The 25,039-nt window shown below is 41.5% G+C and carries 27 protein-coding genes; 4 read left to right on the top strand and 23 right to left on the bottom strand.

The window, feature by feature from the left end:
* Window positions 1-85: 85 nt before the first annotated feature.
* From folD to SB775_RS01960, 17 genes are all read right to left on the bottom strand, one after another.
* On the bottom strand, window positions 86-961 hold the full coding sequence (gene folD, locus SB775_RS02040) for a bifunctional methylenetetrahydrofolate dehydrogenase/methenyltetrahydrofolate cyclohydrolase FolD (RefSeq protein ID WP_089361486.1): 876 nt from the start codon (window positions 959-961) through the stop codon (window positions 86-88).
* Window positions 962-1,029: 68 nt separating this feature from the next.
* Complete coding sequence (nusB, locus tag SB775_RS02035; RefSeq protein WP_061463996.1) at window positions 1,030-1,422, bottom strand: transcription antitermination factor NusB; 393 nt, start codon at window positions 1,420-1,422, stop codon at window positions 1,030-1,032.
* 436 nt (window positions 1,423-1,858) lie between these two features.
* Window positions 1,859-2,260, bottom strand: a complete 402-nt coding sequence (locus SB775_RS02030; protein ID WP_375166286.1) for an Asp23/Gls24 family envelope stress response protein — start codon at window positions 2,258-2,260, stop codon at window positions 1,859-1,861.
* Window positions 2,261-2,297: 37 nt separating this feature from the next.
* Window positions 2,298-3,650, bottom strand: coding sequence for an acetyl-CoA carboxylase biotin carboxylase subunit (gene accC / locus SB775_RS02025; RefSeq protein ID WP_284470244.1), 1,353 nt, complete (start codon window positions 3,648-3,650; stop codon window positions 2,298-2,300).
* Window positions 3,651-3,664: 14 nt separating this feature from the next.
* Complete coding sequence (accB, locus tag SB775_RS02020; RefSeq protein WP_410860374.1) at window positions 3,665-4,162, bottom strand: acetyl-CoA carboxylase biotin carboxyl carrier protein; 498 nt, start codon at window positions 4,160-4,162, stop codon at window positions 3,665-3,667.
* A 623-nt stretch (window positions 4,163-4,785) separates the two neighbouring features.
* Complete coding sequence (locus SB775_RS02015; protein WP_089361489.1) at window positions 4,786-5,379, bottom strand: SpoIIIAH-like family protein; 594 nt, start codon at window positions 5,377-5,379, stop codon at window positions 4,786-4,788.
* A gap of 14 nt (window positions 5,380-5,393) precedes the next feature.
* Window positions 5,394-6,062 (bottom strand): stage III sporulation protein AG, encoded by a 669-nt coding sequence (gene spoIIIAG / locus SB775_RS02010; RefSeq protein ID WP_410860373.1) that lies wholly within the window; start codon window positions 6,060-6,062, stop codon window positions 5,394-5,396.
* 7 nt (window positions 6,063-6,069) lie between these two features.
* The gene (gene spoIIIAF / locus SB775_RS02005) at window positions 6,070-6,678 is read right to left on the bottom strand and encodes a stage III sporulation protein AF (protein WP_061466141.1); all 609 of its coding nucleotides are present in this window, start codon (window positions 6,676-6,678) and stop codon (window positions 6,070-6,072) included.
* A gap of 18 nt (window positions 6,679-6,696) precedes the next feature.
* Window positions 6,697-7,905, bottom strand: coding sequence for a stage III sporulation protein AE (gene spoIIIAE, locus SB775_RS02000; RefSeq protein WP_089361490.1), 1,209 nt, complete (start codon window positions 7,903-7,905; stop codon window positions 6,697-6,699).
* 33 nt (window positions 7,906-7,938) lie between these two features.
* Window positions 7,939-8,319 (bottom strand): stage III sporulation protein AD, encoded by a 381-nt coding sequence (spoIIIAD, locus tag SB775_RS01995; RefSeq protein ID WP_089361491.1) that lies wholly within the window; start codon window positions 8,317-8,319, stop codon window positions 7,939-7,941.
* A gap of 23 nt (window positions 8,320-8,342) precedes the next feature.
* Window positions 8,343-8,546, bottom strand: a complete 204-nt coding sequence (gene spoIIIAC / locus SB775_RS01990; protein WP_034308319.1) for a stage III sporulation protein AC — start codon at window positions 8,544-8,546, stop codon at window positions 8,343-8,345.
* Between the two features lie 21 nt (window positions 8,547-8,567).
* A complete protein-coding gene (spoIIIAB, locus tag SB775_RS01985; protein ID WP_061464004.1) occupies window positions 8,568-9,083 on the bottom strand; it encodes a stage III sporulation protein SpoIIIAB in 516 nt (171 codons plus the stop codon).
* On the bottom strand, window positions 9,076-10,008 hold the full coding sequence (spoIIIAA, locus tag SB775_RS01980; protein ID WP_061464005.1) for a stage III sporulation protein AA: 933 nt from the start codon (window positions 10,006-10,008) through the stop codon (window positions 9,076-9,078). The genes spoIIIAB and spoIIIAA overlap by 8 nt, the downstream gene beginning before the upstream one ends.
* A gap of 702 nt (window positions 10,009-10,710) precedes the next feature.
* The gene (gene efp / locus SB775_RS01975) at window positions 10,711-11,268 is read right to left on the bottom strand and encodes an elongation factor P (protein WP_034308328.1); all 558 of its coding nucleotides are present in this window, start codon (window positions 11,266-11,268) and stop codon (window positions 10,711-10,713) included.
* Window positions 11,269-11,294: 26 nt separating this feature from the next.
* A complete protein-coding gene (locus SB775_RS01970) occupies window positions 11,295-12,356 on the bottom strand; it encodes a M24 family metallopeptidase (RefSeq protein WP_410860372.1) in 1,062 nt (353 codons plus the stop codon).
* The gene (gene aroQ, locus SB775_RS01965; RefSeq protein ID WP_061464007.1) at window positions 12,357-12,803 is read right to left on the bottom strand and encodes a type II 3-dehydroquinate dehydratase; all 447 of its coding nucleotides are present in this window, start codon (window positions 12,801-12,803) and stop codon (window positions 12,357-12,359) included.
* Window positions 12,804-12,898: 95 nt separating this feature from the next.
* Window positions 12,899-13,408, bottom strand: coding sequence for a YqhR family membrane protein (locus SB775_RS01960; protein ID WP_410860371.1), 510 nt, complete (start codon window positions 13,406-13,408; stop codon window positions 12,899-12,901).
* A gap of 333 nt (window positions 13,409-13,741) precedes the next feature.
* Here SB775_RS01960 and SB775_RS01955 point away from each other — a divergent pair, with 333 nt between their 5' ends.
* Window positions 13,742-14,704 carry a DUF1385 domain-containing protein gene (locus SB775_RS01955; protein ID WP_410860370.1) on the top strand — a complete coding sequence of 321 codons (963 nt, stop codon included), beginning with the start codon at window positions 13,742-13,744 and terminating at the stop codon, window positions 14,702-14,704.
* A gap of 138 nt (window positions 14,705-14,842) precedes the next feature.
* The gene (locus SB775_RS01950) at window positions 14,843-15,217 is read left to right on the top strand and encodes an SA1362 family protein (protein ID WP_061464010.1); all 375 of its coding nucleotides are present in this window, start codon (window positions 14,843-14,845) and stop codon (window positions 15,215-15,217) included.
* A gap of 21 nt (window positions 15,218-15,238) precedes the next feature.
* Here SB775_RS01950 and SB775_RS01945 read toward each other — a convergent pair whose 3' ends face one another.
* Window positions 15,239-16,120 (bottom strand): patatin-like phospholipase family protein, encoded by an 882-nt coding sequence (locus tag SB775_RS01945; RefSeq protein ID WP_061464011.1) that lies wholly within the window; start codon window positions 16,118-16,120, stop codon window positions 15,239-15,241.
* Between the two features lie 83 nt (window positions 16,121-16,203).
* Window positions 16,204-17,229 carry a spore photoproduct lyase gene (splB, locus tag SB775_RS01940; protein WP_061464012.1) on the bottom strand — a complete coding sequence of 342 codons (1,026 nt, stop codon included), beginning with the start codon at window positions 17,227-17,229 and terminating at the stop codon, window positions 16,204-16,206.
* Between the two features lie 136 nt (window positions 17,230-17,365).
* Between splB and SB775_RS01935 the strand changes: the two genes are divergently transcribed.
* A complete protein-coding gene (locus SB775_RS01935; protein WP_289320071.1) occupies window positions 17,366-17,548 on the top strand; it encodes a hypothetical protein in 183 nt (60 codons plus the stop codon).
* A gap of 131 nt (window positions 17,549-17,679) precedes the next feature.
* Here the strand turns inward: SB775_RS01935 and SB775_RS01930 are convergent, their stop codons facing one another.
* Together SB775_RS01930 and SB775_RS01925 are read right to left on the bottom strand one after the other, a co-directional pair.
* A complete protein-coding gene (locus tag SB775_RS01930) occupies window positions 17,680-20,250 on the bottom strand; it encodes a vitamin B12-dependent ribonucleotide reductase (protein WP_410860369.1) in 2,571 nt (856 codons plus the stop codon).
* Between the two features lie 391 nt (window positions 20,251-20,641).
* Window positions 20,642-21,478: a lipoate--protein ligase family protein gene (locus tag SB775_RS01925; protein WP_089361497.1), complete on the bottom strand. Its 837-nt coding sequence runs from the start codon at window positions 21,476-21,478 to the stop codon at window positions 20,642-20,644.
* 204 nt (window positions 21,479-21,682) lie between these two features.
* Here SB775_RS01925 and SB775_RS01920 point away from each other — a divergent pair, with 204 nt between their 5' ends.
* Window positions 21,683-22,066 (top strand): rhodanese-like domain-containing protein, encoded by a 384-nt coding sequence (locus SB775_RS01920; protein ID WP_076365383.1) that lies wholly within the window; start codon window positions 21,683-21,685, stop codon window positions 22,064-22,066.
* Window positions 22,067-22,227: 161 nt separating this feature from the next.
* On the opposite strand, the gene gcvPB is transcribed toward SB775_RS01920, so the two are convergent.
* Together gcvPB and gcvPA are read right to left on the bottom strand one after the other, a co-directional pair.
* Window positions 22,228-23,685 carry an aminomethyl-transferring glycine dehydrogenase subunit GcvPB gene (gcvPB, locus tag SB775_RS01915; RefSeq protein WP_061464017.1) on the bottom strand — a complete coding sequence of 486 codons (1,458 nt, stop codon included), beginning with the start codon at window positions 23,683-23,685 and terminating at the stop codon, window positions 22,228-22,230.
* A complete protein-coding gene (gene gcvPA, locus SB775_RS01910) occupies window positions 23,678-25,024 on the bottom strand; it encodes an aminomethyl-transferring glycine dehydrogenase subunit GcvPA (protein WP_089361499.1) in 1,347 nt (448 codons plus the stop codon). The genes gcvPB and gcvPA overlap by 8 nt, the downstream gene beginning before the upstream one ends.
* Between the last annotated feature and the right edge of the window lie 15 nt (window positions 25,025-25,039).

Here is a 25,039-nt window from a genome sequence, read left to right as displayed (position 1 = left end):
TGATTAAATCTATGAATGGAAAAAAGCGGTCTCCCGTTATTATAAAACAAGAGGTCCGCTTCTTTAAAATAATTTAACGCTTTTTTCAGTTTTTCAATGCTTGCTTGTTCTGTTCAAGTGCTTTTTGGGCAGATTTGACCGTATTCTTCATAAGCATCGTAATCGTCATGGGACCAACGCCTTTAGGAACAGGTGTAATGAATGAAGCCTTATTTTTCACTTCATCAAACGCCACATCACCGCAAAGCTTCCCTTCTTCATTCCTGTTCATTCCGACGTCAATGACGACTGCACCTTCTTTGATATGTTCACTCGTGATCGTGTCCCTCTTGCCGACAGCGGCCACAACGACATCAGCTTGCTTGGTATAATACGCAAGGTCCTTTGTCTTTGAATGACAGTAAGTAACGGTTGCATTCGCATTTAAAAACATTTGTCCGGCTGGTTTTCCAACGATATTACTTCTTCCTACGATGACAACATGCTTACCTTCAAGGTCATAGTCGATATACTCAAGCATCACCATGACACCGTATGGCGTACAAGGTAAAAAGGCATCCTGCCCCGTCATCATCCGCCCAATATTAATCGGATGAAATCCATCTACATCCTTCTCGGGGGAAATCGCTTCAATGATCGCTTTTTCCTGAATATGTCCAGGTAACGGCAGCTGCACCAATATACCGTGAATACTGTCATCCTGGTTTAATTCATCAATGCTCTGAATTAATTCCTCCTGAGATAGTTCCGCAGGCTTTTTAATTAACACAGAATGCATGCCCAAATCTTCACAGGCCTTTTGCTTATGGCGTACATAGGTTTGTGAAGCTTGATTGTCGCCCACAAGGATTACAGCCAAACCCGGAACGATATTTTTTTCACGTAACTGCTGCACTTCCTTACTCATTTCCTGCCTAACTGACTCTGCAATTTCTTTACCATTAATGATTTGAGCTGACATGTGTATATTCCTCCCAAGATAATTTGCTAAAGAAATTGCTGAGAAAATCCTCGTTCAAGGCTGCAGCTTTAGCTGCCGCTTTTCACCTTTACTTTCGATAAAACGGCATTTACAAAGCTGCTTGATTGATCATCACCGAATTTCTTAGCAATTTCAATAGCTTCATTCATTGCAACACTTACAGGAACATCTTCACTGTGAATCATTTCATAAACCGCGATCCGCAGTAAATTCCGATCAATGTTCGCCAGTCTTTCCAACGTCCAGTTCTCTAAATTGTCCCTGATCATTGCATCAAGTTGTTCACGATTTTCCGTTATTCCCATTACTAATTTCTTGAAATATTCATCAGTAGGAGCACCATCCAGTACGCTTTCCATTGCTTCTTCTGCATTCGACTTGGCAATATCTATCTGATATAGTGCTTGAAGGGATTTTTCACGGGCTACTCTTCTTTTCATAATCTTACTCCTTTAACATCTACTATTATATATGAAAATGCTAGAACAAACGAACATTAAATAATATTTTTTGAAAAATATTAAGATTTTCGCTGTTTTTTTTATAAATTAAGCTAATCTCACTAAAATTAAGGGCCAAAAGACTCAAACACCTTGATTCAAGACAACATTTCAAGGTTCATTTCCAGTTAAACGGCCAACAAAGTCCCATACTTTTTTAAAGTGTCAAAAAGCTCTTACCTAGCTTTCATGCTCATATTTCACCTTTTACACTCTAACAGAAATCACCCTTGAATTAAAGGGAAACTTCCAGACACCGCCTTATTATGTTCATTTTACGTAATATTATAAGCCGGGTATCATCGAGTCAAAAATTCCAAAAACAAAAACCCGGCTTTTTGCCGGGTTTTTGCAGGTGTGAATCGACTGAAGCCACTTACACTTCTTGTTCGTGATCCGCTTCTTGTTTAGCGTTTTCAAACGCAATGCCTACTACATGAATGTTCACTTCACCCGCGTCGATAGCGGTCATATTCAACAAAGCTTCACGAATGTTATCTTGAACTTCCTGAGCAACTTTCGGAATCGAAACACCAAATTTCATGACACAATAAAGTTCGACTTTGATGGATTCTCCCGATAAGTCCACTTTAACACCTTTACCGTGATTCTTTTTACCAAGCTTTTCAACAACACCTGTAGCGAAATTCCCGCGCATATGTGCAACACCTTCAACTTCCGATGCAGCGATACCCGCAATTACCTCTATCACCTCAGGTGCAATCTCCACTTTACCCAGCCCATTATAATCATTCATTTCGAGTAATTGGCCTTCCATTTCATTCATTCAAAAGCACCTCCTGTCTTCCTTTACATTATGAGTTCATTACATCATATATTTCAAGGAATTTGGTATTAAATTCTCCGGAAACAAATTGTTCATGCTGAAGTAACTTAATATGGAAAGGAATTGTCGTATTGATACCCTCAATGACAAACTCTCCTAAAGCGCGTTTCATCTTCTCAATCGCCTCGTCCCTCGTCGGTGCATGGACAATCAATTTAGCGATCATGGAATCGTAATACGGCGGTATCGAGTACCCAGGGTATGCCGCAGAATCTACACGCACTCCGTAGCCGCCTGGGGGTAAATACATGTGAATTTTACCTGCGGAAGGCATAAAATTCTTTTCTGGATTTTCTGCATTGATCCGGCATTCGATAGACCATCCGTTAAAAGTCACATCTTCTTGTGAAAGTGATAGTTTGTCACCTGAAGCAACTTTGATCTGTTCTTTAATCAAATCCACGCCCGTTACCATTTCTGTAACTGGGTGCTCAACCTGGATACGTGTATTCATTTCCATAAAGTAGTATCTTCTATTCACATAGTCATAAATAAATTCAACTGTACCTGCACCTGAATAGTTAACGGCAAGAGCAGCCGTAACTGCAGCCTGCCCCATTTCCGCCCGTGTTTCACCATCAAGGGCTGGAGATGGAGTTTCTTCAACAAGTTTTTGCAAACGGCGCTGAACCGTACAATCACGCTCGCCTAAATGTATGGCGTTGCCATGATTATCTGCCATGACCTGGATTTCAACGTGACGGAAGTCCTCAATGAACTTTTCAATATACACGCCTGGATTCCCAAATGCCGTCGCGGCTTCCTGTTGCGTGATGTTTATGCCTTTGATGAGATCCTCTTCGGTCCTTGCAACGCGGATACCTTTACCGCCACCGCCGGCAGTAGCTTTGATGATGACTGGATAGCCCATTTCGTTAGCTAGGGCTACACCCTCATCCGTATCTTTAATTATGCCTTTAGAACCGGGAACGATCGGTACACCGGCTTTGCGCATGGTTTCCCTTGCTACGTCCTTTGTTCCCATTTTATTGATGGCTTCTGGGCTAGGACCGATGAAAATGATATTACATTCACGGCATAGCTCAGCAAAGTCGGCATTTTCAGCAAGGAAACCATATCCAGGGTGAATCGCATCAGATCCCGTTTTCTTGGCTGTACTGATTATGTTTGTTGTATTTAAATAACTGTCTTTTGATAATTTAGGACCGATGCAATATGCTTCATCAGCAATTTGAACATGTAATGCTTCTTTATCCGCTTCTGAATAGACCGCTACAGTCTCGATCCCTAACTCTTTGCATGCCCGGATGATTCGGACTGCAATTTCCCCACGATTGGCAATCAATACCTTTTTAATCATTTAGAAACAGCTCCTCATTCCGGCTTTACTAAAAATAATGGTTGGCCATATTCTACAAGTTGACCTTCTTTTACAAGGACTTCAACGATTTCACCGGTTACTTCGGCCTCGATTTCATTGAAAAGTTTCATAGCTTCCACGATGCAGACAATGGAATCCCCTGTTACTTTATCGCCTGCTTTTACATATGCAGGAGAATCCGGTGATGGAGATTGGTAGAAGGTCCCTACCATCGGAGAAGTGATTTTATGTAAATTTTCCTGTTCCGTGACGGCAGCAGCCGGTTTTGCAGGTTCAACAGCTTTTGGCACTACAGGGGCAGGGGCCGCTGCGGGCTTGACCTCTACAGCTCCATTGGCTTGAACAACTTCTGGAGCAGCTGCTGGGTGTAATACTGTACCCGCTTCAGTTTTTTTCAATTTAATTTTCGTTCCTTCATTTTCAAAAACGAATTCACTGATATTTGATTGATCGACTAGCTTAATTATTTCACGAATTTCTTGCACTTTCATTTTGTGGCACCCCTTGTCTAATTTAATATGAGTTTGTGAGGCAATAATATTTTATGTAACCTTTTACCTTTAGCTTATCCTACCTTGTCCATTTATGCACAAAGTAGTCGCTTTCTCCATGCGAAAGCGAATAAACTGAATACACTCTCATCTGTATTATAACAGATGTTTCACTTTCTCAAAATATTGTTTCCTTTAGAAAATTGAAAAGTTTATGACCAGCTTCTAACATCATACAATATTAGCTTATACAAATTCAATGATAGATTAGTTGCAGCTTGAAATCCATACTTCTATATTACACCTATATTATAATATTGTGAATAATTATAAACTGGATCCCCTCAGCGTTTTCACCTGATTTTTGCGAATTACCCCTGAAATAACAGCTATAAATTTTAGTATAATTACTTTTCTAGAATATTACTGAGAATTATAGTCACCATTTCTATTTGAGTTCTTGATATAAATAGACATAAAAAAACTTTTCCTCTAAAGTTTCCCGATTGGATGATCGCGAAAAAAGCTTAATAAAAAAAGCCACCCTTTTTTTATTAAGGGGGACTTTCACATTTTCATGATTATGAACTGTTGTGCATCAGCTCTTTCATCTGTATGTGAGATTACTTTTCCGGTTGAAAATCGACCACTACATTTTGTGCATCGCTCACTTCTTTCCTTACGAGGCGGATAATGTTATTGGCCTCTGTTTTCGTCTGTTTATCGGCCTTGACACTCACCTTTACATCCGTTCCATCCACACGGACAAGTGCGGCATTGTAATCCATGGCCACTATTAAGTTTTCGATGATATTTTCTTTTACCTTCGTTTCACTTAATTGTTCGATTTTCGCATAGGCCTCGTCCCTTTCCTCAGAGGAAAGCTCTGTGTTGCCCATCTTTGCAGTCAATTCTTCATTCAGCTTCGCCCGTTCATCTTCAATCTGCAACCTTAACGATTCAAATTCATCCCCTGATGCAATGGTTACAGAAGAACCTTCTGTATTTTTGGCCGTTTCTTTTTCACTTTTATTTTCCCCTTTTGGATCAGCTTTGCTTTCTGTTTTACTTTCTGTTTTATTTTCTGCCTTTTCCATTTGTTCTGTTGCCGTCATATCTGCGGCATTTTCCTCTGGAGCGGTTAAATAATAGACTGAAAGTACAACGACCAGACTTAGCATAGTCAATAACCAAACGGTTTGTTTTTTTAATAACATGTAGATTTTCCCCCTTATTTTTTAGGCATGACAGAAACCCGGTGACTCGGTACATCCAGTGAACGTGTGACAGCTTCGATGATCCACTTCTTTATTTGAATGTTTTCGGCTCCTTTAGCGACTACGAGGACTCCTCGTACACTAGGCTTTTTCGTTTCCGAAATGATCGGTCCTTCTTTTTCACCGCTTTTTACCAAAACGAGCTGTTCATCAACCGATAAGTCTTCGACCGTCCTTTTGCCGCCTTCCTTGTCGGTTTCTTGTGTGACTTGTTTTTGGGTGACTTTGTTTCTTTCATATACTTTTTTCTCGGATGCATCCACATAGATTACGACTTTTACATCTTGGACGCCTGCGATGGATTCAAGCGCTTCCTTCATTTCATTCTGAAGATATATTTCATAATCTTTTGTCGTCTTGAATTCGGATTTCTTCTGACCGAATGTTTCAACCTCCCCTTCATCGTCCTGTTTATCATTATTGAATACAGTCTTCACTTCAGGTGTTTGTCCCGTCTGGTTGGTGGTTAACAAATTCCCGGCCATCATAATTCCCGCTCCCAAAAGGACAACTATTAGAGCATAGACATACAGGGAAGGTTTTTTTTCCTTAGGTTCTTTTTGGTCAGGGTCTTTATTTAATAGTTTTTGCAGCCAGGATAACGGACCTTTGTCTTTGTTCAATACTCAGTCACTTCCTTTCCCCGGCGATTTCAATGATCTCTTCATCAACGGACCAACTTGTTGCCAGAAACCTTTTCACAGCATCAAGATTGGCATCATTCGAAGAGGATAGTTTCTCTGCATTGATATCAACCTTCGCTACTGCCTCTATCCCCGAGTCTTCTTTCCCTTCTGCCTTTTCCAATGATATCGTTATGTTTTGCAAATCATCAGCGCTCGGTTCTTCCTCATTTTTGACCCCTACATCAATTGAACTAATCTTCATGTTATAATCCACCATCAGCTCCTCTTCCACTTCTGCCTGTAAGTCAACAGCCATTTGTTTTAAAATATATGCACCCTGGGTAGCTTGTATTTCTTTTTTCTTCATTTCTGTCAAATTTCCTAAATCTTTTTTTTTCTGCTCTTGAAATTCACTTGTAGCCGCAGAGAGGATTTCGTCGAAATCCTTATTGAATAATCCCAATATAGGAGTGATGATGATTGCAATCAGTAAAAGTCCGATTACCATTTTGGCATACTTCTGTAAAGCTGAATTCGGAAGAAGCATATCGATCACAGTAGCCAGCAATACAAATATGATGATGTTAGATACCCAGCCAGCTAAAAAACTCACCAAAGCCCTCCTCCTTTCTTAACGAACCATCAGTGTAATGTTTCCAGAAGCGATAATTACAGTGATACTTAAAAAGAACATGAGTGAGACAATGGCCAGTGCTGCGAAAATATAGATCATGCTTTTACTTATAACATCAAGACATTTTATTACAGGCCCTCCGCCCAGCGGCTGCAAAAGACTCGCTGCCAACTTATAGACAAAAGAAATCATCAAGATTTTTATTGCTGGAAATGTGGTTATGAGCAAGAGAATTATGACACCTGACAAGCCCACTGTATTTTTCAGCAGAACGGAGGCACTAATGACCGTATCCGTTGCATCAGTAAACATGCGCCCTATTACCGGTATAAAGTTACCTGTCACGAATTTGGCCGTCCTGATCGTCACTCCGTCTGCTACAGCGGAGGATGCTCCTTGAACGGATATGACACCAAGGAATATGGTCATGAATGCACCTAGTATCCCGATAGCAAAATTTCGGAGAAGTTGTGCCAACTGTGTCACTTTATAATGTTCGGTCAATGTGCTGACAATGCTTAAAATCGCTGCAAAGAATAAAAGAGGGAGGACGACAAACTGGATCAAGATTCCGCTTGTATTCATTAAAAACATTAAGACCGGGTGAAAGAAAGCTGCTGATACAAGTCCTCCTGAAGCGGCAATTAAGGCCAAGAGTAAAGGGATGAGCGCCATTAAAAAGGAAATCATCAAATCTATCGTATCCTTTGTATATTCAATCGCCACATGAAAACTGTTAAGTGCCAAAATGATCAGCACCATATAAACGATTGCATAAGCGACCTTACTAACGGAGCTTTGTTCGAACGCGTTCTGCAAAGACTGCAGGAACATGCTGAAAACGGTTAATAAAATGAGTGAGCCCAGCAGCTTACCATTCACAAGCAGTTCATGAAAAATGAATTTTGTAATTCCCTTTATCCATTGGTCAAAGGAGAATTTCTTATCACCGCTTACAAAATCCATGAAGCTCCCCTTCTGGCTTTCCGGTAAGAACCCTCCATATTCCGTAACGATGTCATCCCAATATTGTTTGAGCTCATCGACACCCAGCCTGTCTATTTGGGCTTGTACCAATTCGGTCTGCATGATCGGCTCTTGATCGATTTCACCATTTTCTGGATTTTCGGCGGCTTGTCCAATAGATGGATGCAAAAAAAAGAGTAAAACGAATAGAATGGATAAGTAAGGCATCCGCTGCTTCATACATTCACCTCATTGACTAGTAGGAGTGATCCGTTAACTTGGGAGCATCTGCAAAATCGTTTCGATAATGACCGTCAAAATCGGAATCGCCATGGCAAGAATCAAGATTTTCCCGCTCAATTCTATTTTGGAAGCGAGCGACCCTTGCCCTGCATCTTTTGTAATTTGAGAAGCGAATTCAGCAATATAGGCAATTCCGATTATTTTTAAGATGGTCTCTAAATACACGCTATTTACATGCGCATTCACTGCAATTTTTTCTAACATTAAAATGATTTCGTATATTTTATCCGCTAAAAAAAGAAAAATGGAGCAGCCTACAAAAATGACGAGCAGGAATGCGAAATTTGGTTTTTGCTCTTTGACGATCAAGGCCAAAAAGGTGGCAACTAGGGCAATGGCCACGATTTTTATGATTTCAATCGCGAATCCCTCCCTTACTGAAATAGGAATACAGATTTAATTTTTTGAAATAAATCCTCCACTACAGAAGCTACCATGAATAAAATATAGATAAATCCGAAAAGTGTCACCCACTGGGCATATTCCTTCTTCCCAACCTGATCGAGTATTGTGTGAAGAAATGCCACAACTAGCCCCACACCTGCTATTTTAAATATGATGTCCACATCAATGCCCATTTTCATTCCCCCCACATATTCCTACATCAGCAAAATGATCAATAATAGCCCTGATAAAAAACCAAGACTTTTCATCATTTTTTCATACTTTACCTGTCGGTCGAGCGCATCGCTCTCTTCTCTTTCCAAGTGTGCCATCGTTAGCATGATTTGCTTTTGCTGATGATATTTATCGCTTTTTCCAAGCGTCTCCCCAAACTGTGAAAGTATCTCGAATTCCCCCTGTTTTAAAGCAAGGGATTGCCATATTTTCTTCAAACTATCAACCCATGCTTCTTTGACGGTGGTCTCACCTGACTCGAGTCGAGTTGCAAAGGTCTCGAAAAAGATGGATAAAGGTTTGGCCATCTGCTTAGACAGTTTCCTCGCTGCCTCTTTCAAAGGTGTATGACCATACATGATTTCAGCTTCGAGCGATTGCATGGCGACTTTCAGCTGTCTCAATTGACGAGGCCTCATACTTAATTTTTTCGCAGCTTCGAAACCCGCCCATGTCGTTGCTATAATGATTATCGCTGCTCCAATTATCTTAAACATGCGGGTTCACACCTTCTCCCAAGAAAATAGGAACCCCCGCTGCATCAAGGACTTTATAGCTCCTTTTTCCGGATTTGCTTCTCTGTAATTCTATAAAACGTTCAAAGATGTTTTGCTTTAATATTTCGGCGATAAAAGGACGCTTCTTAATTTCATCCAATGTATGGCCATGTGTAGTTATCATGAGTTTAATACCTGCATTAACTGCTTCGAGCACAGCTTGTGTATCCTCAGCGCGGCCTATTTCATCCACGATCAATACATCCGGGGACATCGAACGGATCATCATCATCATCCCTTCCGCTTTAGGACATCCATCGAGCACATCCACCCTTGTTCCAAATTCGAGCTGCGGCACGCCATGAACACATCCGGCAATTTCTGAGCGCTCGTCCACTATTCCCACCTTTTGAGGGGGAATTCCCCGTTTTTCATTTCCACTGGATATCATTCTTGCAATATCACGCAATACGGTCGTTTTTCCTGTTTGCGGAGCACCGATCAACATTGTATGTTGCCATTCCCCATTATATAAATAAGATGTTAGCGGTTCAGCAGCACCTATTTTTTCACGTGCAATCCGAATATTGAATGAGGAAATGTCCCTGATCGCTTTGACCGACCCATTTTCCAGGATCACCTTGCCAGCAAGACCCACCCGGTGTCCGCCCGCTATAGTTATATATCCCCGCTTTAATTCTTCCTCAAGTGTATATAACGAAAATTGACCGATTTGATTCAATAATTGATCTGCATCCGAATGGGTCACTTCATAGGAAAAGAAGAAAGGTTCCCCACCCACAATGACCTCAAGCGGCCTTCCAACTCGAATCCGCAGCTCTTCCATCTTCTCGATCATCATCGGTGTCATGCCCCGGAGTTGCTCGTATAATTTTTTAGGTAAAAATGAAAGAATCGTTTCCATTTTGACAATCCTCCTGTATACACCACTTTCAATAAAATATATGCCGACCAAACCGTAATGATGACAGGCTAATAAAGAAACAGACCATTTATTGAACTTTTTTATATCCTTCGGAATAAGGACCAAAAAAAGACCGAGAAATTAATCTCGATCTCAAGCTGTAGACAAATTCGAAGAAAGCGAGTTTGTCTAAGTTTTTTTATGACTTGTACAATTTGGACGTTGATTAAACGTAGGGCACTCGCTTTCCGCGGGCGGTCCACCCTCGGCGCCATTGCGCCTGCGGGGTCTCCCTTGGACACGCTTTTCCCTTAGTAGTCTCGTACCTTCCGTTCCCAATCAACTTTGGTTTAACATTAAGATAGACCTACAGTCTTTTAAAATAGATGGATGAAAAAACTTGAGGTGAAAAGGATTCTTTTTAAGCAGCGGCTTCAGCTTGAAATGATTACTTTAGACCGACTGGTGCCAGCTTGTAAAATGGAGATTAAACTGATGGTCTTTACTTTCTGTACACTGTGATAAAAATGAACAAGTTGCACAAAAGGTAGTGACACGCCATATTTGGCAAGAAGAAGCAGATCATCTGCGTCATCATGAAGTCCAATCCAATAAAAAATCAAAAAGGTTTCGGAATGAGACCATTCCGAAACCTTTTTGTCTACAACTGAAACCGAGATATTAATCTCGGCCTTCTTTCATTTATGCACGTGATACGTAAGAGCCTTCATTTGTATTGATCAATAATTTGTCACCTTGGTTGATGAAGAATGGAACTTGAACCGAAAGGCCCGTCTCAAGTACGGCTGATTTCGTTCCGCCTGAAGATGTATCGCCTTTTATTCCCGGCTCAGTTTCCGCCACTTCCAGTTCTACAGTGTTCGGAAGCTCTACCCCAAGTGTTTCGGCTTGGAAAGTCATGATATGGACTTCCATATTTTCTTTAAGGAATTTCAATTCACGTTCAATGCTTGAAGCTGGCAGCTCGATTTGGTCATATGTTTCGTTATCCATGAATACATGGCTATCACCACTTGCATAAAGGTACTGCATCTTGCGGTTTTCGATATGTGCTTTAGCGACTTTTTCACCAGCACGGAATGTTTTCTCTTGGATTGAACCTGTACGAAGATTACGAAGTTTAGAACGTACAAAAGCTGCACCTTTACCAGGTTTAACATGTTGGAACTCAATAACCTGCCAAATTCCATTATCTACTTCAATCGTAACACCCGTGCGAAAATCGTTTACAGAAATCATAAATTTGTCCTCCTACATGTACATGTTTACAGAATGATTAACTCTTTCGTTGAATGAGTAAGTGCTTCGTTACCTTCAATTGTAACGATTGTATCATCTTCAATCCGAACTCCGCCAACACCCGGTAGGTAAATGCCCGGCTCGACGGTTACGGCCATACCTGGTTCTAAAATGATATCAGACCTTAAGGATAATGCAGGACCTTCATGGACTTCCAGACCGATTCCATGTCCAGTCGAATGTCCAAAATACTGCCCGAATCCCTTTTCTTCAATTAAATTACGAGTTAGTGCATCCGCTTCCCTGCCCGTCATCCCAGGTTTAATCCCAGCCATTCCGCGCAGTTGCGCTTCTAAAACAATGTCATAAATGTTAATAAGTTCTTCACTCGGCTTGCCAACTGCTAATGTCCGAGTTATGTCAGACACATACCCGTTATAGTATGCTCCGTAATCCAATGTGACAAAATCGCCTTTTTCAATGATTTTATCCGTAGCCACTCCATGCGGGAGAGCTGACCTTACGCCAGATGCTACGATAATATCAAAGGAAGAGGAAGTTGCCCCCTGTTTCCTCATAAAGAATTCAAGTTCATTGGATACATCCAGTTCTGAAATCCCTGGACGCATGTAATCCAGAATATGTGTAAAGGCAGCGTCAGCAATAGCAGCCGCTTCCTTTAATATCTTAATCTCTGATGAAGTCTTTATCAAGCGTAAATTCTCAATAACTCCAGACACCGGCAAAAGTTGTCCTTCAATGGCCGCTTCGTATGCCTTATATGTGGCAAAAGTCAGATGATCTTGCTCAAAGCCCAGTGTGCCGATCTTCATTTCTTTAACTTGCTTACCGACCTCTTCGGTGATGGTTCCTTTGTGCTGGACGATTTCATAGCCCGTAGCCTGCTTTCCTGCTTGTTCCACGTATCTGAAATCAGTGATGAATTTAGCTTCATTTTGGGAAATCAGGACGACGCCTGCACTTCCGGTAAAATTGGTCATGAATCGGCGGTTATATGTATTGGTGATCAATAAACCATCAATGCCCACCTTTTCCATTGAGGCTCTTAAGCGCATTAGTTTATTCATTTACTTTCTCCCCTTTGCAATCTTTGTGATCGCCTGCAACGCCAATTCATATCCGTGTATCCCCAAGCCGACAATCTGTCCCGCCGATACCGGCGCGGTCACCGATTCATGCCGAAAGCTTTCACGGGCATGTATGTTCGAAATATGCACTTCCACAACTGGAACATCAATTCCGGCTATTGCATCACGAATCGCATAGCTATAATGAGTAAAAGCTCCAGGATTAATGATAATCCCGTCGATCCCCTGATCCTCTGACCAATGGAGCTTGTCGATAATCGCCCCTTCATGGTTAGTTTGAAATGAGGTTAGTTCCACATTTAACCCTTGAGCTTGCTGATGTAATAGAGCTTCCACATCCGCAAGTGTCGAGGATCCATAATGCGCAGGTTCCCGCTTCCCCAAGCGATTTAAATTCGGACCATTGATTAGTAAGATTTTTGTCATCATCAAACACCTGCTCATCATTAAAAGAATGCTTTCCATGAACATTCTATCATAATTACAAATTGTCTTACTACTTTTTTACAACCAAGAAGCAATCAGCTTTCCGATTGCTTCTCGGCCTTGTTTTTATGACGTAGATATTCCTGATGATCATATGATATGGAATACCCTACAAAAAGACCGTATAAAATAAAAATGCAGACACTGGTTATAATCGAATTTGACGACATTTTTGAAATGGTTGGCAAATCGGCGAACATCGGTTTCAGGACAAATACCAGCAAAAACCAGCAAACCACTCCAAAAAAAATACCCGAAAAGATACTCTTCACCCTTTTAAAAAGACTATAGTAGATAAAAGCGATCCCCACGGATAAAATTCCGAACAAAAGTATGGTCATTACCGTACCAAGCCAGTGATCGATCCAGGCCATATTCGACCACGACGTAAGTATGAATTTTGGGCTAAACCCCATAAAATTGACATAATGGGCTATGATTCCAATTAAACTGGCTGCAGCCCCCCCAACGAAACCGATAGCTAGTACATTGTAGATCGCACCTTGATTTTCCTGTTGAATTTGTCCATTTACATTAGAAGACATATCAAGCACCTCCGCTACGTAGTATGCCCTTTGTTAAATAGAACTATTTTTTTTTATTCTTAGGGAGGAGAATCACTAGAGGTTTTGTGATTTATTCTGTATGATTAAATCATAAATAATGTACTTTTTTCAGAGGAAAATACCCATCCTCTGTTGAAGTTTATAATGTACACAGGATACTACCTTCCTGTGATTCAACATTCATAAAGTAATTGCAGGGATAAAGCCGCCATTTAAATTTTGGAGACCGTCTTTATCCCTTGTGATACTTGATAATAAACATGTTAGCACCCAAGAGAGAGCTACGTGAATAACTATTAGGTTGGTGTAGAAATGTCTGAGGTCCAAAAACCCGTTTATGGAGGGCAGGCTGTTGTGGAAGGCGTCATGTTTGGCGGCAAACATCACACAGTCACTGCGGTACGCCGCAAAGATTCAACGATTGTATATTATCATCTGCCGCGTGAAACGAAACCTGTTGTCAACCGCTTAAAAAAAGTACCGTTTCTAAGGGGTCTCGTATCACTGATTCAGTCAAGTGCCATCGGTGCAAAACATCTGAACTTTTCCACTGAACAGTATGAAGAAGAAGAAGAAGAAGAAGGGGAAAAGCGGGACGAAAAGAAAAAAGAAACTAAAGAATCTTCTAAATTAAGTGTATGGCTTGGAGTTGCCGTAATCGGTGTCCTTTCCTTCCTATTCGGGAAGCTGCTTTTCACTTTGATTCCCGTATTTCTTGCCGCATTGACAAGACCCATCTTCAGTGGCCAAATAGAACAGGTTTTAATCGAAAGCTTGTTCAAGTTGATATTATTGCTGGTATACATTTACTTGGTATCCATGACTCCATTGATCAAGCGGGTCTTTCAGTATCACGGTGCAGAGCATAAGGTGATCAATTGCTTTGAAAGCGGAAAAGAATTGACCGTAGCAAATGTGCAGGCAAGTTCACGCCTTCATTATCGCTGTGGCAGCAGCTTTATTTTATTTACAGTCATTGTTGGCATGTTTGTCTATATGCTTGTTCCAATCGATCCATTATGGCTCCGTGTCGTGGATCGCGTTTTGCTTATCCCCGTAGTGCTTGGCATAGCCTTCGAGGTATTGCAGTTGACCAACAAAGTAAGAGATATTCCAATTCTGCGTTACCTTGGCTACCCTGGCCTTTGGCTTCAGTTATTGACAACCAAAGCCCCTACCGACGATCAAGTCGAAGTTGCATTGGCATCCTTCCATGAACTGTTGAGGATGGAAAAAAAGACCGAAAAAGGTTTAGAATCCGATGTTATTGTGTAAAACACCTATACACATTTTGATGATGAAAAGTCATATACTAAATTAAGGGAATAATCTTCATTAATTTCTAGTATTTTACATGGGTAATGTTTAAAATAAGCAAAAAATGCTTATGATGCTCTTAAGGAGGTGTCTTTGTTGAAACGTTTCATATCTTTCATGATATACGGAATCATTGCCCTCGGAGTCCTCGGACTAATGAGCCGACTATTTAATGACCCGATTGGCTTTTTTAGAAACATTCTCATAATAGCCATTGTCGCAGGGATTATTTATATGATTTATACCGGATTAACAAAGGGAAAACCAGTAAAAAAAGAGCAGCAAGCATTCCGAAAGGCTGCACGCCAATCGAAAAAAAGGCTAAAAAACCGAACTTCGAAAAAGGATAATGTGGCTAGCTTTTCTGCAGCAAAATCATCAAAAAAAATAAAAGTGAGAAAGAAAACGGATAGTCACTTAACTGTCATTGAAGGAAAAAAAAATAAAAAGAAAAATCGGGCTTCTTTTTAAGAGCCCGATTTTTTATGATTATTAATATGACCATCTCTTAAGGAATTCTTTCGTACACTGTCTGCCCTGATTCATCAATTCTCCCTTTTTTTCATCATTCAGATTGAAATCCATTGCCGAAATTCCCCTCATCGGGATAAATACAATATTCTGGACGTGTTTCTTGGAAATATAACGTGCATCATGGGCATCTTTCATCGTTTTGAATAGTGCGGAGAACAATTCAAGCGCATTATCCACCACATGCGGTTTCCATATCTCATCGACACTTAGTCGCAAGCCTATGACCGGTCGTTCCTTTCTTACATGATCTGAATTGAATAACCACATTGGAAAATTGCTTAACACACCTCCATCAACAAAAAGGACCCTGCTTTTTCCGACATCAAGTTTGACTGGCTCAAAGAAATAGGGGATGCTACAACTCATTCTTACTGCCTTTGCCACCGGAAAAGTCATCGGATCAATTCCATAGTTAGATAAATCATCAGGCAGCACCACCAATTTCCCATGTGTAATGTCAGAGGTTATGATACGGAGAGATTTCGGCCGAACATCCTTAAAGGTGACTACATTCCTTTCGGCAAGTTTAGCGGCAATCCATGCTTCCAAAGCGTCACCTTTATAAAGGCCCAGTTTCCAGTATAAAAGGAGCCACTTGGCAAGCGGGATAGGCAAAAGACCACGCCTTTTATCCAGCATGCCGATTAAATCTATATCAAGAAAAAGCTGTTCCATTTCTTTTCCTGTGTACCCAGCGGCTACGAAAGCTGCAATTATGGAACCTGCACTTGTACCGGCTGTCCTATGGAATACAAATCCTCGCTCCTCTAATTCCTGCAGGGCACCCACTAAACCGTAGCCTTTTATCCCGCCTCCGGAAAAAACGCCGTCAATAATCATAGCTGCCCTCCCCTAATCCGGTCTTTACATTTCTAAGCAGGATTAGAGCGATTTATGACAGTTTTATATGGAAAATGCCTTCATCAGGTAAAATACTGAATTTCCGCTTTAGGGAAAAATTCCGCTATATACCCACGAATGGTCGTTTCCAGTTCTGCGGCTTCTTCGGTTTGGTAAACATATTTGCCAATTCCATATCGGCCCCATTTATATTTGCGCTTCGTTTCGTCCAGTTCCAATTTTGTTTTCGGATAGTTTTTTTGAATTACTTTTTTAGCAGGGCCCGTAAATCGATGCTGGATTAGTTCAAAAGTCAAGTCAGGGATATCCACCCCTTTTAACGCCTCACTTAACCGTTCGAATAATTCATGGTAGCCCTCCTTCCACGCTTCATGACGATATATTGGAGCTACGATAAAACCTAAGGGATATCCGGCACCTGCCACTTTACGTGCCGCTTCCATTCTTTCCTCGAAACTCGAAGTTCCGGGCTCGAAATTCTTTATTACGTAACGTGAATTTATACTGAACCGAAATCTCGTTTTTCCATTATGTTCAGCATCCAACAGGTGGTCGACATGATGAAATTTAGTTACGAACCTCAAAACCCCATATTCACTTTTTCCAAAATACTCTATAGCCCTTTTTAACGAATGTGTCAAATGATCAATTCCAACGATATCTGACGTACAGGCCGCCTCAAAACGAGTAATTTCAGGCTTTCTCTCATTGATATATTTTTCAGCTGCCTCAAAAATCTCCTCGAGATTCACATATGTCCTAATGTATGGCTTTGTTCCGAGAGTCGTCTGTAAATAACAATAATGACAATGCCCCATACATCCGGTAGCAAGAGGGATGGCATATTCAGCGGATGGCTTTGAAGAATCGAATTTCAATGTTTTTCTGATGCCCACCACAAGCGTCGACTTGGCGACACGATATTTTTGCTGATCATTTTCTCCAGGAAGATCCCTAATTTGGTTATGTGATGTGGTCTCACGGATTTCAATGTTCAAATCCTCGAATTTCTTTTTCAATTCCCGGCCAAGCGGGTATTCCAATGCCCTAGGCTCGATATATACTAACTGTGGCATAAATGGTTTCATTTCGTTCTCCATTCTTTTATGGATTTGTTCATACTTTCAATCGAACTAGACAATCTAATTAATAAGGATAGTTTTTCTTTATTCTGTTATCCTCATGATTGTTTTTAATTGGAAATCCAAATGAAGGAGATGCAAAATGGCTAATAAACGAGAATTCTTGACAAACGGGGGGAAACAAACGATTACCGTCCAAACAGATAATAAATATCCTAATCCTAGGAATATTCCTGGAGACTCGGTCGATGAATTTTCGGTATTGAAGGATGGAAACCAATACCTGGCCGAAAAGGAAATAGGCCAACAAAATGAAAATGGTTGAATGAACTTAAAAGAGAAAGCCGGATTCGGCTTTCTCTTTTAATAAGTTTAAAAACTACTCGCCCGCTCTTTTAAAAAAAAAGCCGTTAAGATTAGCTTTTCAGCATACTTAACGACTTCCCTTCTATTAGCTTATAGCCCACATTTTAATTGTGCTCCGCAATTCGTGCAAGTATTACATCCGCCCATTTCCTGGACTTCGCCTTTACGGCAGACCGGACAAGTGTTGCCCACTTCCGACCCAATCGTAACATTCGTCGAACGCAGTTCATTTATCGTATCGACCAATACGACTTTTTTCTTTACTTCCACATCTGTCAATTCGTCCATTTCGAGCTGCTCGTCCATTTGGTTTTCTTCCGCTTTGAGCGTGAGAACCTGACTGTCACGGCTGCCATCCACATATACTGTACCGCCTTTTGCTCCGCCTTTATATAGACGTTCATATACTTTTTCAACTTGTTCGACAGTATATCCTTTTGGAGCATTGACCGTTTTACTGATCGAGCTGTCAATCCAGCGTTGAATGATGCATTGAACATCTGCATGGGCTTCAGGAGCTAATTCCATAGCGGAAATGAACCATTTTGGAAGCTCTTGTGTATCAGCTTCTGGATGACGGTCCAAGTATTCCTGAACAATATCAGCCTTAACTTCAATGAATTTGCCAAGACGGCCACTGCGGAAATACGTGAAGGAAAAATATGGTTCAAGACCTGTTGATACCCCAACCATCGTTCCTGTGCTTCCTGTAGGAGCCACTGTCAATAAATGAGAGTTACGGATGCCATATGCAGCAACGCTTTCCCTGATATCTTCCGGCATTTTTTCCATAAATCCAGTTTGTGTGAATCGTGTTCTAAGCTCATCGGTTTCTTTATCCGTTGATCCGATCAGGAACGGGAAACTGCCTTTTTCTTTAGCAAGTTCCACGGATGCCTTGTAAGCTGTAGTCGCAATCGTTTCAAACACCTTGTCAACCAGAATATTTCCTTCTTCAGATCCGTATTCCGTTTCACAGTAGATCAACAGGTCATGCAGACCCATTACACCAAGTCCAACCCGTCGCTCGCCCAGTGCCTGTTTTTTGTTTTCATCCAAGAAATAAGGAGTTGCGTCAATGACATTGTCCTGCATACGCACACCGACTTCGACGGTCTGCTTAAGTTTCTCGAAATTAACGGTTTTGCTATCTTTATCAGCCATTTCAGCCAAATTGACAGCAGCAAGGTTACATACTGAATATGGGGCCAATGGCTGTTCGCCACATGGGTTCGTAGCTACGACCTGTTGACCGTAGGCTTTGGCGTTTGTCATTTCATTAGCATTATCGATAAAGAAAATACCTGGTTCTGCAGAGTATGTTGCACAAATGTTTATTAAGTTCCAAAGCTCTTTAGCTCGGATTTTACGGTAAACACGGACTTTGTGCCCCATTTCCTCCCATTTACGAACATCACCGACTTTATGCCATTCTTGATTATAAGTAGCCATTTCTTCGGCATCATAGCTTTCAACATCAGGAAAACGCAATTCGTATTCCGCATCTTGTTCTGCCGCTTCCATAAATTCCTTTGTCAAGCATATCGAGATGTTGGCGCCCGTAAGAAATTCAGAATTATGGACACTGTACGTTCCGCCTGTACGGATCTTTTCCTCTGCATCCCTAATGATTTTTTCGCTAAATCCACCTAGACCGGGAATTTCCTTATAGTTGATGATTCCTTGATACATAGCCGTTTCCTGTTCGGTGTGCGGCGTGAATTTCAATTTATCCGTTGCATATTTCTTGATTGCTTCATCTTTAGTGTTTTCCACTAGGTATCGAAGGATCCTTGGATTTTGCATTTTAGAAATGATGAATTCTGCAATATCCGGATGCCAATCAGCCAGCATGATCATTTGTGCACCGCGTCTGCTACCGCCCTGTTCAACAAGATGCGTCAATTTCGCGATATCATCAAGCCATGATACTGAACCAGAGGATTTTCCATTAACCCCTTTGGCCAAAGTGTTTCTTGGACGCAGTGTCGATCCGTTCGTACCCACTCCGCCTCCGCGGCTCATGATTTCCATCACTTGTTTCCTATGTTCTGAAATCCCCTCACGTGAATCCGGTACGAATGGCATCACATAGCAGTTGAAATAAGTAACATCCGTATTGGAACCCGCACCATATAATACGCGTCCTGCCGGAACAAAATTAAGGTTCTTTAGTTCTTCATAGAATTTATTGAACCATTCCGTTCTTTTTTCTTCCGTGGTTTCCACTGAAGCCAAGCCCGTTGCATTACGTTTCGCAATTTGTTCATAGTATATTTCAAGCGGCTTTTCGATAATATCCAGCGGACGGTTTACAATCCCCGTCTCCACTTCTTCCGGATTATCCAATACGCCACGGAATTCTTCATCCACCAATACTTTGGCTTTTTTCATTTCCCAATCTATTTCAACGATGTAACCGAGACCCCTTGCCGGGAATTTCGGATCTTCCTTAATCGTCAACACTACGAAATCGCCTGCCGAGAGTGTGATTTTTTCAGTATCCTTAAAAGAATAGCGGTCAAGCATGACTAGACGGGACACGCCCTTATGCGCCATTTTCATATCAGCAGTTACAGGGTGAACCTGGGGAAATAAAGAAATATCCTTATTCAACCTTTCTAGATCAACCTTTAAAGCTTCTTTTATTACAACCGACATAATTCCCTCTCCTTTATATGTTTCAAGATCCGTTCTTGCTGCCGCAAAAATCTATATGTAGCCTTACATGTCCGTTTCGCTTAACAAGTACCCTAAATTTATCATAGCGAAACCCAAAAATCAACATATAGTGTCGCATTAAATATTTCAACTACTATATATTGTGTTTGTTTTGAATAACATTTAATTTTGTCAAACGATAAATCAATTAATATAGTTAGCAAAAGGGAGGAAAATGTCGATTTATAATAATTTTTCATCAGATTTCAATTAATTTGGGCCTTGCTTTTTCCCCATGCCTTTTAGGGCTTATCCCTGCAAGGAATAGCTTATTTGGTCAAACAAATCTGAAAAAACTTTTTTATTATCCACTTTAATTATCCTGCTTTTTCTATCTCATGAAATTCCATTCATCGCTTTCATATTTACTTTCTGCAATGGCCTTCACTTCCTGCAATTGCTTTTCAGTTAGGACGTATGGCTCTAACTCGATCGAAAGTCCTTCGGCAAAACCTTTTTCAAAAGCTTCTTTCGCTTCAGGAATGGTAACCTTTCTTCCGGCAATGTCATTTATGGCCACAGCTTTATTTTTTAAGCTTTTTTGCATTCTCTCCTTAACCCTGTCATTTGAGAATTTAAATACGCTAAAGAGCTTATCATCATCAAGTTCAAGCAAAATGGAACCGTGCTGAAGGATGACGCCCTTTTGCCTGGTTTGAGCGCTGCCAGCGACCTTCCTGCCCTCGACGACCAGTTCATACCAGCTTGGAGCATCAAAGCAGACGGAAGACCTGGGCGTTTTTAAAGCCGCTTTTTCCTGATCGGTTCTAGGCACGGCAAAATAAGCATCCAATCCCAGATTCCTGAACCCCATTAATATTCCTTCAGAAATGACACGATATGCTTCAGTAACGGTAGTTGGCATTCCCGGGTAGGATTCTGGAACGATTACACTATAAGTCAATTCATGCTCGTGCAGTACCGCTCGTCCTCCTGTTGGTCTGCGAACAAAACCAAGGCCCTGCCTTTTGACCTCTTCCATATCGATTTCCGCTTCTGCCTTTTGAAAATAACCAATCGACAATGTCGCTGGGTCCCAACCGTAAAAGCGTATGATTGGCGGAATTTCCCCTTTGCTTTGCCAGTTTAGCAGTGCTTCGTCCAGCGCCATATTAAACGCCGGTGAACAATATCCAGAATCTATAAAACCCCATTTTTCTTTAGTCATCCTTACCCCTCGTTTCAATAGACTGTTTTTCAATACCCCACAAAAAAACTCACATGTAGTAGTTTAACAGACTTTAACACTCTAAAAAAGAAAGTGCTATCAAGTCGATGAAGAATTTGATGAAAATTCTTTTTGATTATTGGGTAAAGCAATTATATAATAAAGATTGTCTGTATTCGTTAAGGTAGAAGGGAGTTTTTATGTTTGGAAATATTATATACACTGCTCATCATCTTAGGAGTGGTTATTGCGTATTCACTTTTTAATTGGTACCGCCAGCGTAAAATCGTTAAAACATTAACACAGGACGAATTTATCGCTAACTACAGAAAAGTGCAGCTAATCGATGTGCGGGAACCGAATGATTTCGATAATGGCCATATCTTAGGCGCAAGAAACATCCCTATGACGCAAATGAAAACCCGCTTGGTCGAAATTAGGCCGGACAAGCCTGTATATTTGTACGCTCAAAGCGAAATCATCAGCGGAAGAGCTGCAGCCATGCTATACAAAAAGGGCTACAGGGAACTTTTTCACTTAAAGGGCGGTTTCAAGATGTGGACCGGGAAAATCAAAGCAAAGAAATAAGACCCCATCTCCGCATGGGCTCTTTTAAATTAAAAAGCCTTCATACGCATCATGCGTGCTCCAGGAAAATGAAAGTTAACTGTTCGACTTTAATGAATTCTTACATAAACATGAAAAATCCCCGCCGGCAGGCAGGGATTTTTTTCGTGTAAGCTATCAGTCTATGCTTGATAGCGCAGAATAGGTTTTCTTGCAGCAAGAGTTTCATCAAGCCGCTTAATAACGGTTGTATGCGGAGCTTCCTGAACGATTTCCGGGGTTTCTTCCGCTTCCTTGGCAATCTGGATCATTGCATCGATGAATGCATCCAGCGTTTCTTTTGACTCGGTTTCAGTCGGTTCTATCATCATTCCTTCTTCCACGTTCAACGGGAAGTAAATGGTTGGAGGATGATACCCGAAATCCAGCAATCTTTTTGCTATATCGAGGGTCCTTACCCCTAATTTCTTTTGCCTGCGTCCGCTTAATACGAATTCATGCTTACAATGACGATTATATGGTAAGTCAAAAAATGGTTCCAACCTACGCATCATATAATTGGCATTGATGACCGCATTCTCTGTGACGGCTTTAAGGCCATCAGGACCCATTGAACGAATGTACGTATAAGCTCTAACATTTATCCCGAAGTTCCCATAGTATGGTTTTACCCTGCCAATGGATTGCGGGCGGTCATAATCAAGAACGAATTGCTCATCTTGTTTTACAACAAGCGGTTTAGGCAAGTAGGGAATCAAATCCGACTTTACCCCTACAGGGCCGGAACCCGGACCGCCGCCGCCATGCGGACCTGTGAATGTTTTATGGAGATTTAAGTGAACCACATCAAAGCCCATATCACCCGGGCGTGCTTTTGATAGGACTGCATTCAGATTGGCTCCGTCATAGTAAAGCTTCCCACCTGCATCATGGACAAGTTGTGCCATTTCCAAAATGTTCTCTTCAAACAATCCCAATGTATTGGGGTTCGTCAGCATCAAGGCCGCCGTATCCGGTCCGACAACACGCTTTAAATCTTCAAGGTCGACTAACCCATTTTCATCGGACTTCACTGTAATCGTTTCAAGTCCGGCAACAGTTGCAGATGCAGGATTCGTACCGTGTGCAGAATCAGGTACGATCACTTTCGTCCGTTCTGTATCGCCATTCGCTTCGTGAAAAGCGCGAATCATCATCAACCCTGTCCATTCACCGTGTGCACCTGCTGCAGGTTGTAATGTCACTAGATCCATTCCTGTGATTTCCGTTAAATGTTCCTGCAAATCAAATAATAGTTCCAAGGCTCCCTGGACTGTAGTCGGGTCTTGATATGGATGGATATGGGCGAAACCGTTATAGCGTGCCACATTTTCATTTATTTTCGGATTATATTTCATCGTGCATGAACCCAGCGGATAAAAACCCGAATCCACCCCATGATTCCGTTTGGAAAGTGCTGTATAGTGACGCATGATATCCAGTTCGGACACCTCAGGAAGCTCTGCCTCTTCTTCACGGATGTAGTCGGCAGGAAGAATTTCTTCGAGCGGAATAGTTGCAACATCCATTTCTGGCAGACTGTACCCGATTCGACCGGAAGTGCTGATTTCAAAAATGAGTGATTGATCTTGATTATTCATGTTGATCCCCCAATTCCTGCGCAAGTGCATCGATTTCTTCTTTTGTTCTAAGTTCCGTTACCGCAACCAGCATATGGTCTTTCAGCTCAGGATAAACCGTCCCTAAATCGAAGCCGCCAATCATCCCTTTTTCAAAAAGGTTTTTATTGATTTCTGAAAACGAAGCAGGCAGTTTAATGACAAATTCATTGAACGAAGGACCGTCGAACATCACTTCTATCCCTTTTGCCTTTATAGCTTTTTTCGCATAGTGTGCTTTTTGAATATTTTGCACGGCCATTTCTTTGACACCCTTTTTCCCAAGCGCCGTCATTGCAACAGAAGCTGCCAAGGCATTCAACGCTTGATTGGAACAAATGTTGGATGTGGCCTTATCACGGCGAATGTGCTGTTCACGAGCTTGAAGCGTCAACACAAAGCCCCTTTTTCCATTTTCATCCACCGTTTGACCGACGAGCCGGCCCGGAACTTTCCGAACAAGTTTATTAGTAACGGCAAAATATCCACAGTGAGGTCCCCCGAATGCCGCTGGAATGCCGAATGGCTGAGCATCTCCCGTTACGATATCTGCACCGAGTGAACCTGGGGGTGTCAAAGCCCCCAGTGCAAGCGGATTACTGGAAACGATAAACATGGACTTGGCGCCATGAATGATTTCTTCCATTTCTTTCAATGGCTCTATCCGTCCAAAAAAATTCGGATATTGCACAATCACTCCTGCAATGTCATCATTCATTAATTCCTTTAAAGCAGCCATGTCCGTCACACCGTCTTTATAAGGAATTTCAATCACTTCCACGCGTTGCCCTTTCGCATATGTCTTCACAACTTCTCTTGATTCAGGATGAACTGCTCCTGAAATGAGAATCTTCTTGCGCCGAGTCTGACCTGAAGCAAGCATGGCCGCCTCAGCCAGCGAAGTCCCGCCGTCATACATGGAGGAGTTAGCTACGTCCATACCCGTCAACTCACAAATCATCGTTTGATATTCAAAGATGGCCTGCAGCTCACCCTGTGAAATTTCGGGCTGATAGGGAGTATAAGCCGTATAAAATTCAGAACGGGAAAGAACGTGATCGACGATGACCGGTGCATAATGGTCATAGACACCCGCACCAAGGAAGGAAGCATAGTTTTTAAGATCCGCATTCTTGGCAGCAAGCCTTGATAATTCTTTCATTAATGCAGGTTCCGATTTAGCAGGTTTGATATCGTATTCTCCTTGAAAGCGAACACTTTCAGGGATATCATTGAAAAGTTCTTCAACAGCAGGTACCCCTATAACTTCCAGCATTTCTTGTTTATCTTGCTCTGTCATGGGTAAATAACGATGTTTCATCTAATGACCATTCCC

This window comes from Peribacillus sp. SIMBA_075 (assembly GCF_046534585.1).
Note: the sequence above shows the minus strand (reverse complement) of the source record. Positions and strands in the feature narration are given on the sequence as shown.

Excerpts from the sequence above, each read along its gene's own strand:
- spoIIIAE (WP_089361490.1), bottom strand. The coding sequence starts at position 7,905 with ATGAAGCAGCGGATGCCTTACTTATCCATTCTATTCGTTTTACTCTTT.
- nusB (WP_061463996.1), bottom strand. The coding sequence starts at position 1,422 with ATGAAAAGAAGAGTAGCCCGTGAAAAATCCCTTCAAGCACTATATCAG.
- SB775_RS01935 (WP_289320071.1), top strand. The coding sequence starts at position 17,366 with ATGGCTAATAAACGAGAATTCTTGACAAACGGGGGGAAACAAACGATT.
- spoIIIAC (WP_034308319.1), bottom strand. The coding sequence starts at position 8,546 with ATGGGCATTGATGTGGACATCATATTTAAAATAGCAGGTGTGGGGCTA.
- SB775_RS01925 (WP_089361497.1), bottom strand. The coding sequence starts at position 21,478 with ATGACTAAAGAAAAATGGGGTTTTATAGATTCTGGATATTGTTCACCG.
- splB (WP_061464012.1), bottom strand. The coding sequence starts at position 17,229 with ATGAAACCATTTATGCCACAGTTAGTATATATCGAGCCTAGGGCATTG.
- folD (WP_089361486.1), bottom strand. The coding sequence starts at position 961 with ATGTCAGCTCAAATCATTAATGGTAAAGAAATTGCAGAGTCAGTTAGG.
- accC (WP_284470244.1), bottom strand. The coding sequence starts at position 3,650 with ATGATTAAAAAGGTATTGATTGCCAATCGTGGGGAAATTGCAGTCCGA.
- spoIIIAA (WP_061464005.1), bottom strand. The coding sequence starts at position 10,008 with ATGGAAACGATTCTTTCATTTTTACCTAAAAAATTATACGAGCAACTC.
- accB (WP_410860374.1), bottom strand. The coding sequence starts at position 4,162 with ATGAAAGTGCAAGAAATTCGTGAAATAATTAAGCTAGTCGATCAATCA.
- SB775_RS01930 (WP_410860369.1), bottom strand. The coding sequence starts at position 20,250 with ATGTCGGTTGTAATAAAAGAAGCTTTAAAGGTTGATCTAGAAAGGTTG.
- SB775_RS01955 (WP_410860370.1), top strand. The coding sequence starts at position 13,742 with ATGTCTGAGGTCCAAAAACCCGTTTATGGAGGGCAGGCTGTTGTGGAA.
- SB775_RS01970 (WP_410860372.1), bottom strand. The coding sequence starts at position 12,356 with ATGAATAAACTAATGCGCTTAAGAGCCTCAATGGAAAAGGTGGGCATT.
- SB775_RS02015 (WP_089361489.1), bottom strand. The coding sequence starts at position 5,379 with ATGTTATTAAAAAAACAAACCGTTTGGTTATTGACTATGCTAAGTCTG.
- SB775_RS01960 (WP_410860371.1), bottom strand. The coding sequence starts at position 13,408 with ATGTCTTCTAATGTAAATGGACAAATTCAACAGGAAAATCAAGGTGCG.
- aroQ (WP_061464007.1), bottom strand. The coding sequence starts at position 12,803 with ATGACAAAAATCTTACTAATCAATGGTCCGAATTTAAATCGCTTGGGG.
- gcvPA (WP_089361499.1), bottom strand. The coding sequence starts at position 25,024 with ATGAAACATCGTTATTTACCCATGACAGAGCAAGATAAACAAGAAATG.
- SB775_RS01945 (WP_061464011.1), bottom strand. The coding sequence starts at position 16,120 with ATGATTATTGACGGCGTTTTTTCCGGAGGCGGGATAAAAGGCTACGGT.
- SB775_RS02030 (WP_375166286.1), bottom strand. The coding sequence starts at position 2,260 with ATGGAAGGCCAATTACTCGAAATGAATGATTATAATGGGCTGGGTAAA.
- spoIIIAB (WP_061464004.1), bottom strand. The coding sequence starts at position 9,083 with ATGTTTAAGATAATTGGAGCAGCGATAATCATTATAGCAACGACATGG.
- gcvPB (WP_061464017.1), bottom strand. The coding sequence starts at position 23,685 with ATGAATAATCAAGATCAATCACTCATTTTTGAAATCAGCACTTCCGGT.
- efp (WP_034308328.1), bottom strand. The coding sequence starts at position 11,268 with ATGATTTCTGTAAACGATTTTCGCACGGGTGTTACGATTGAAGTAGAT.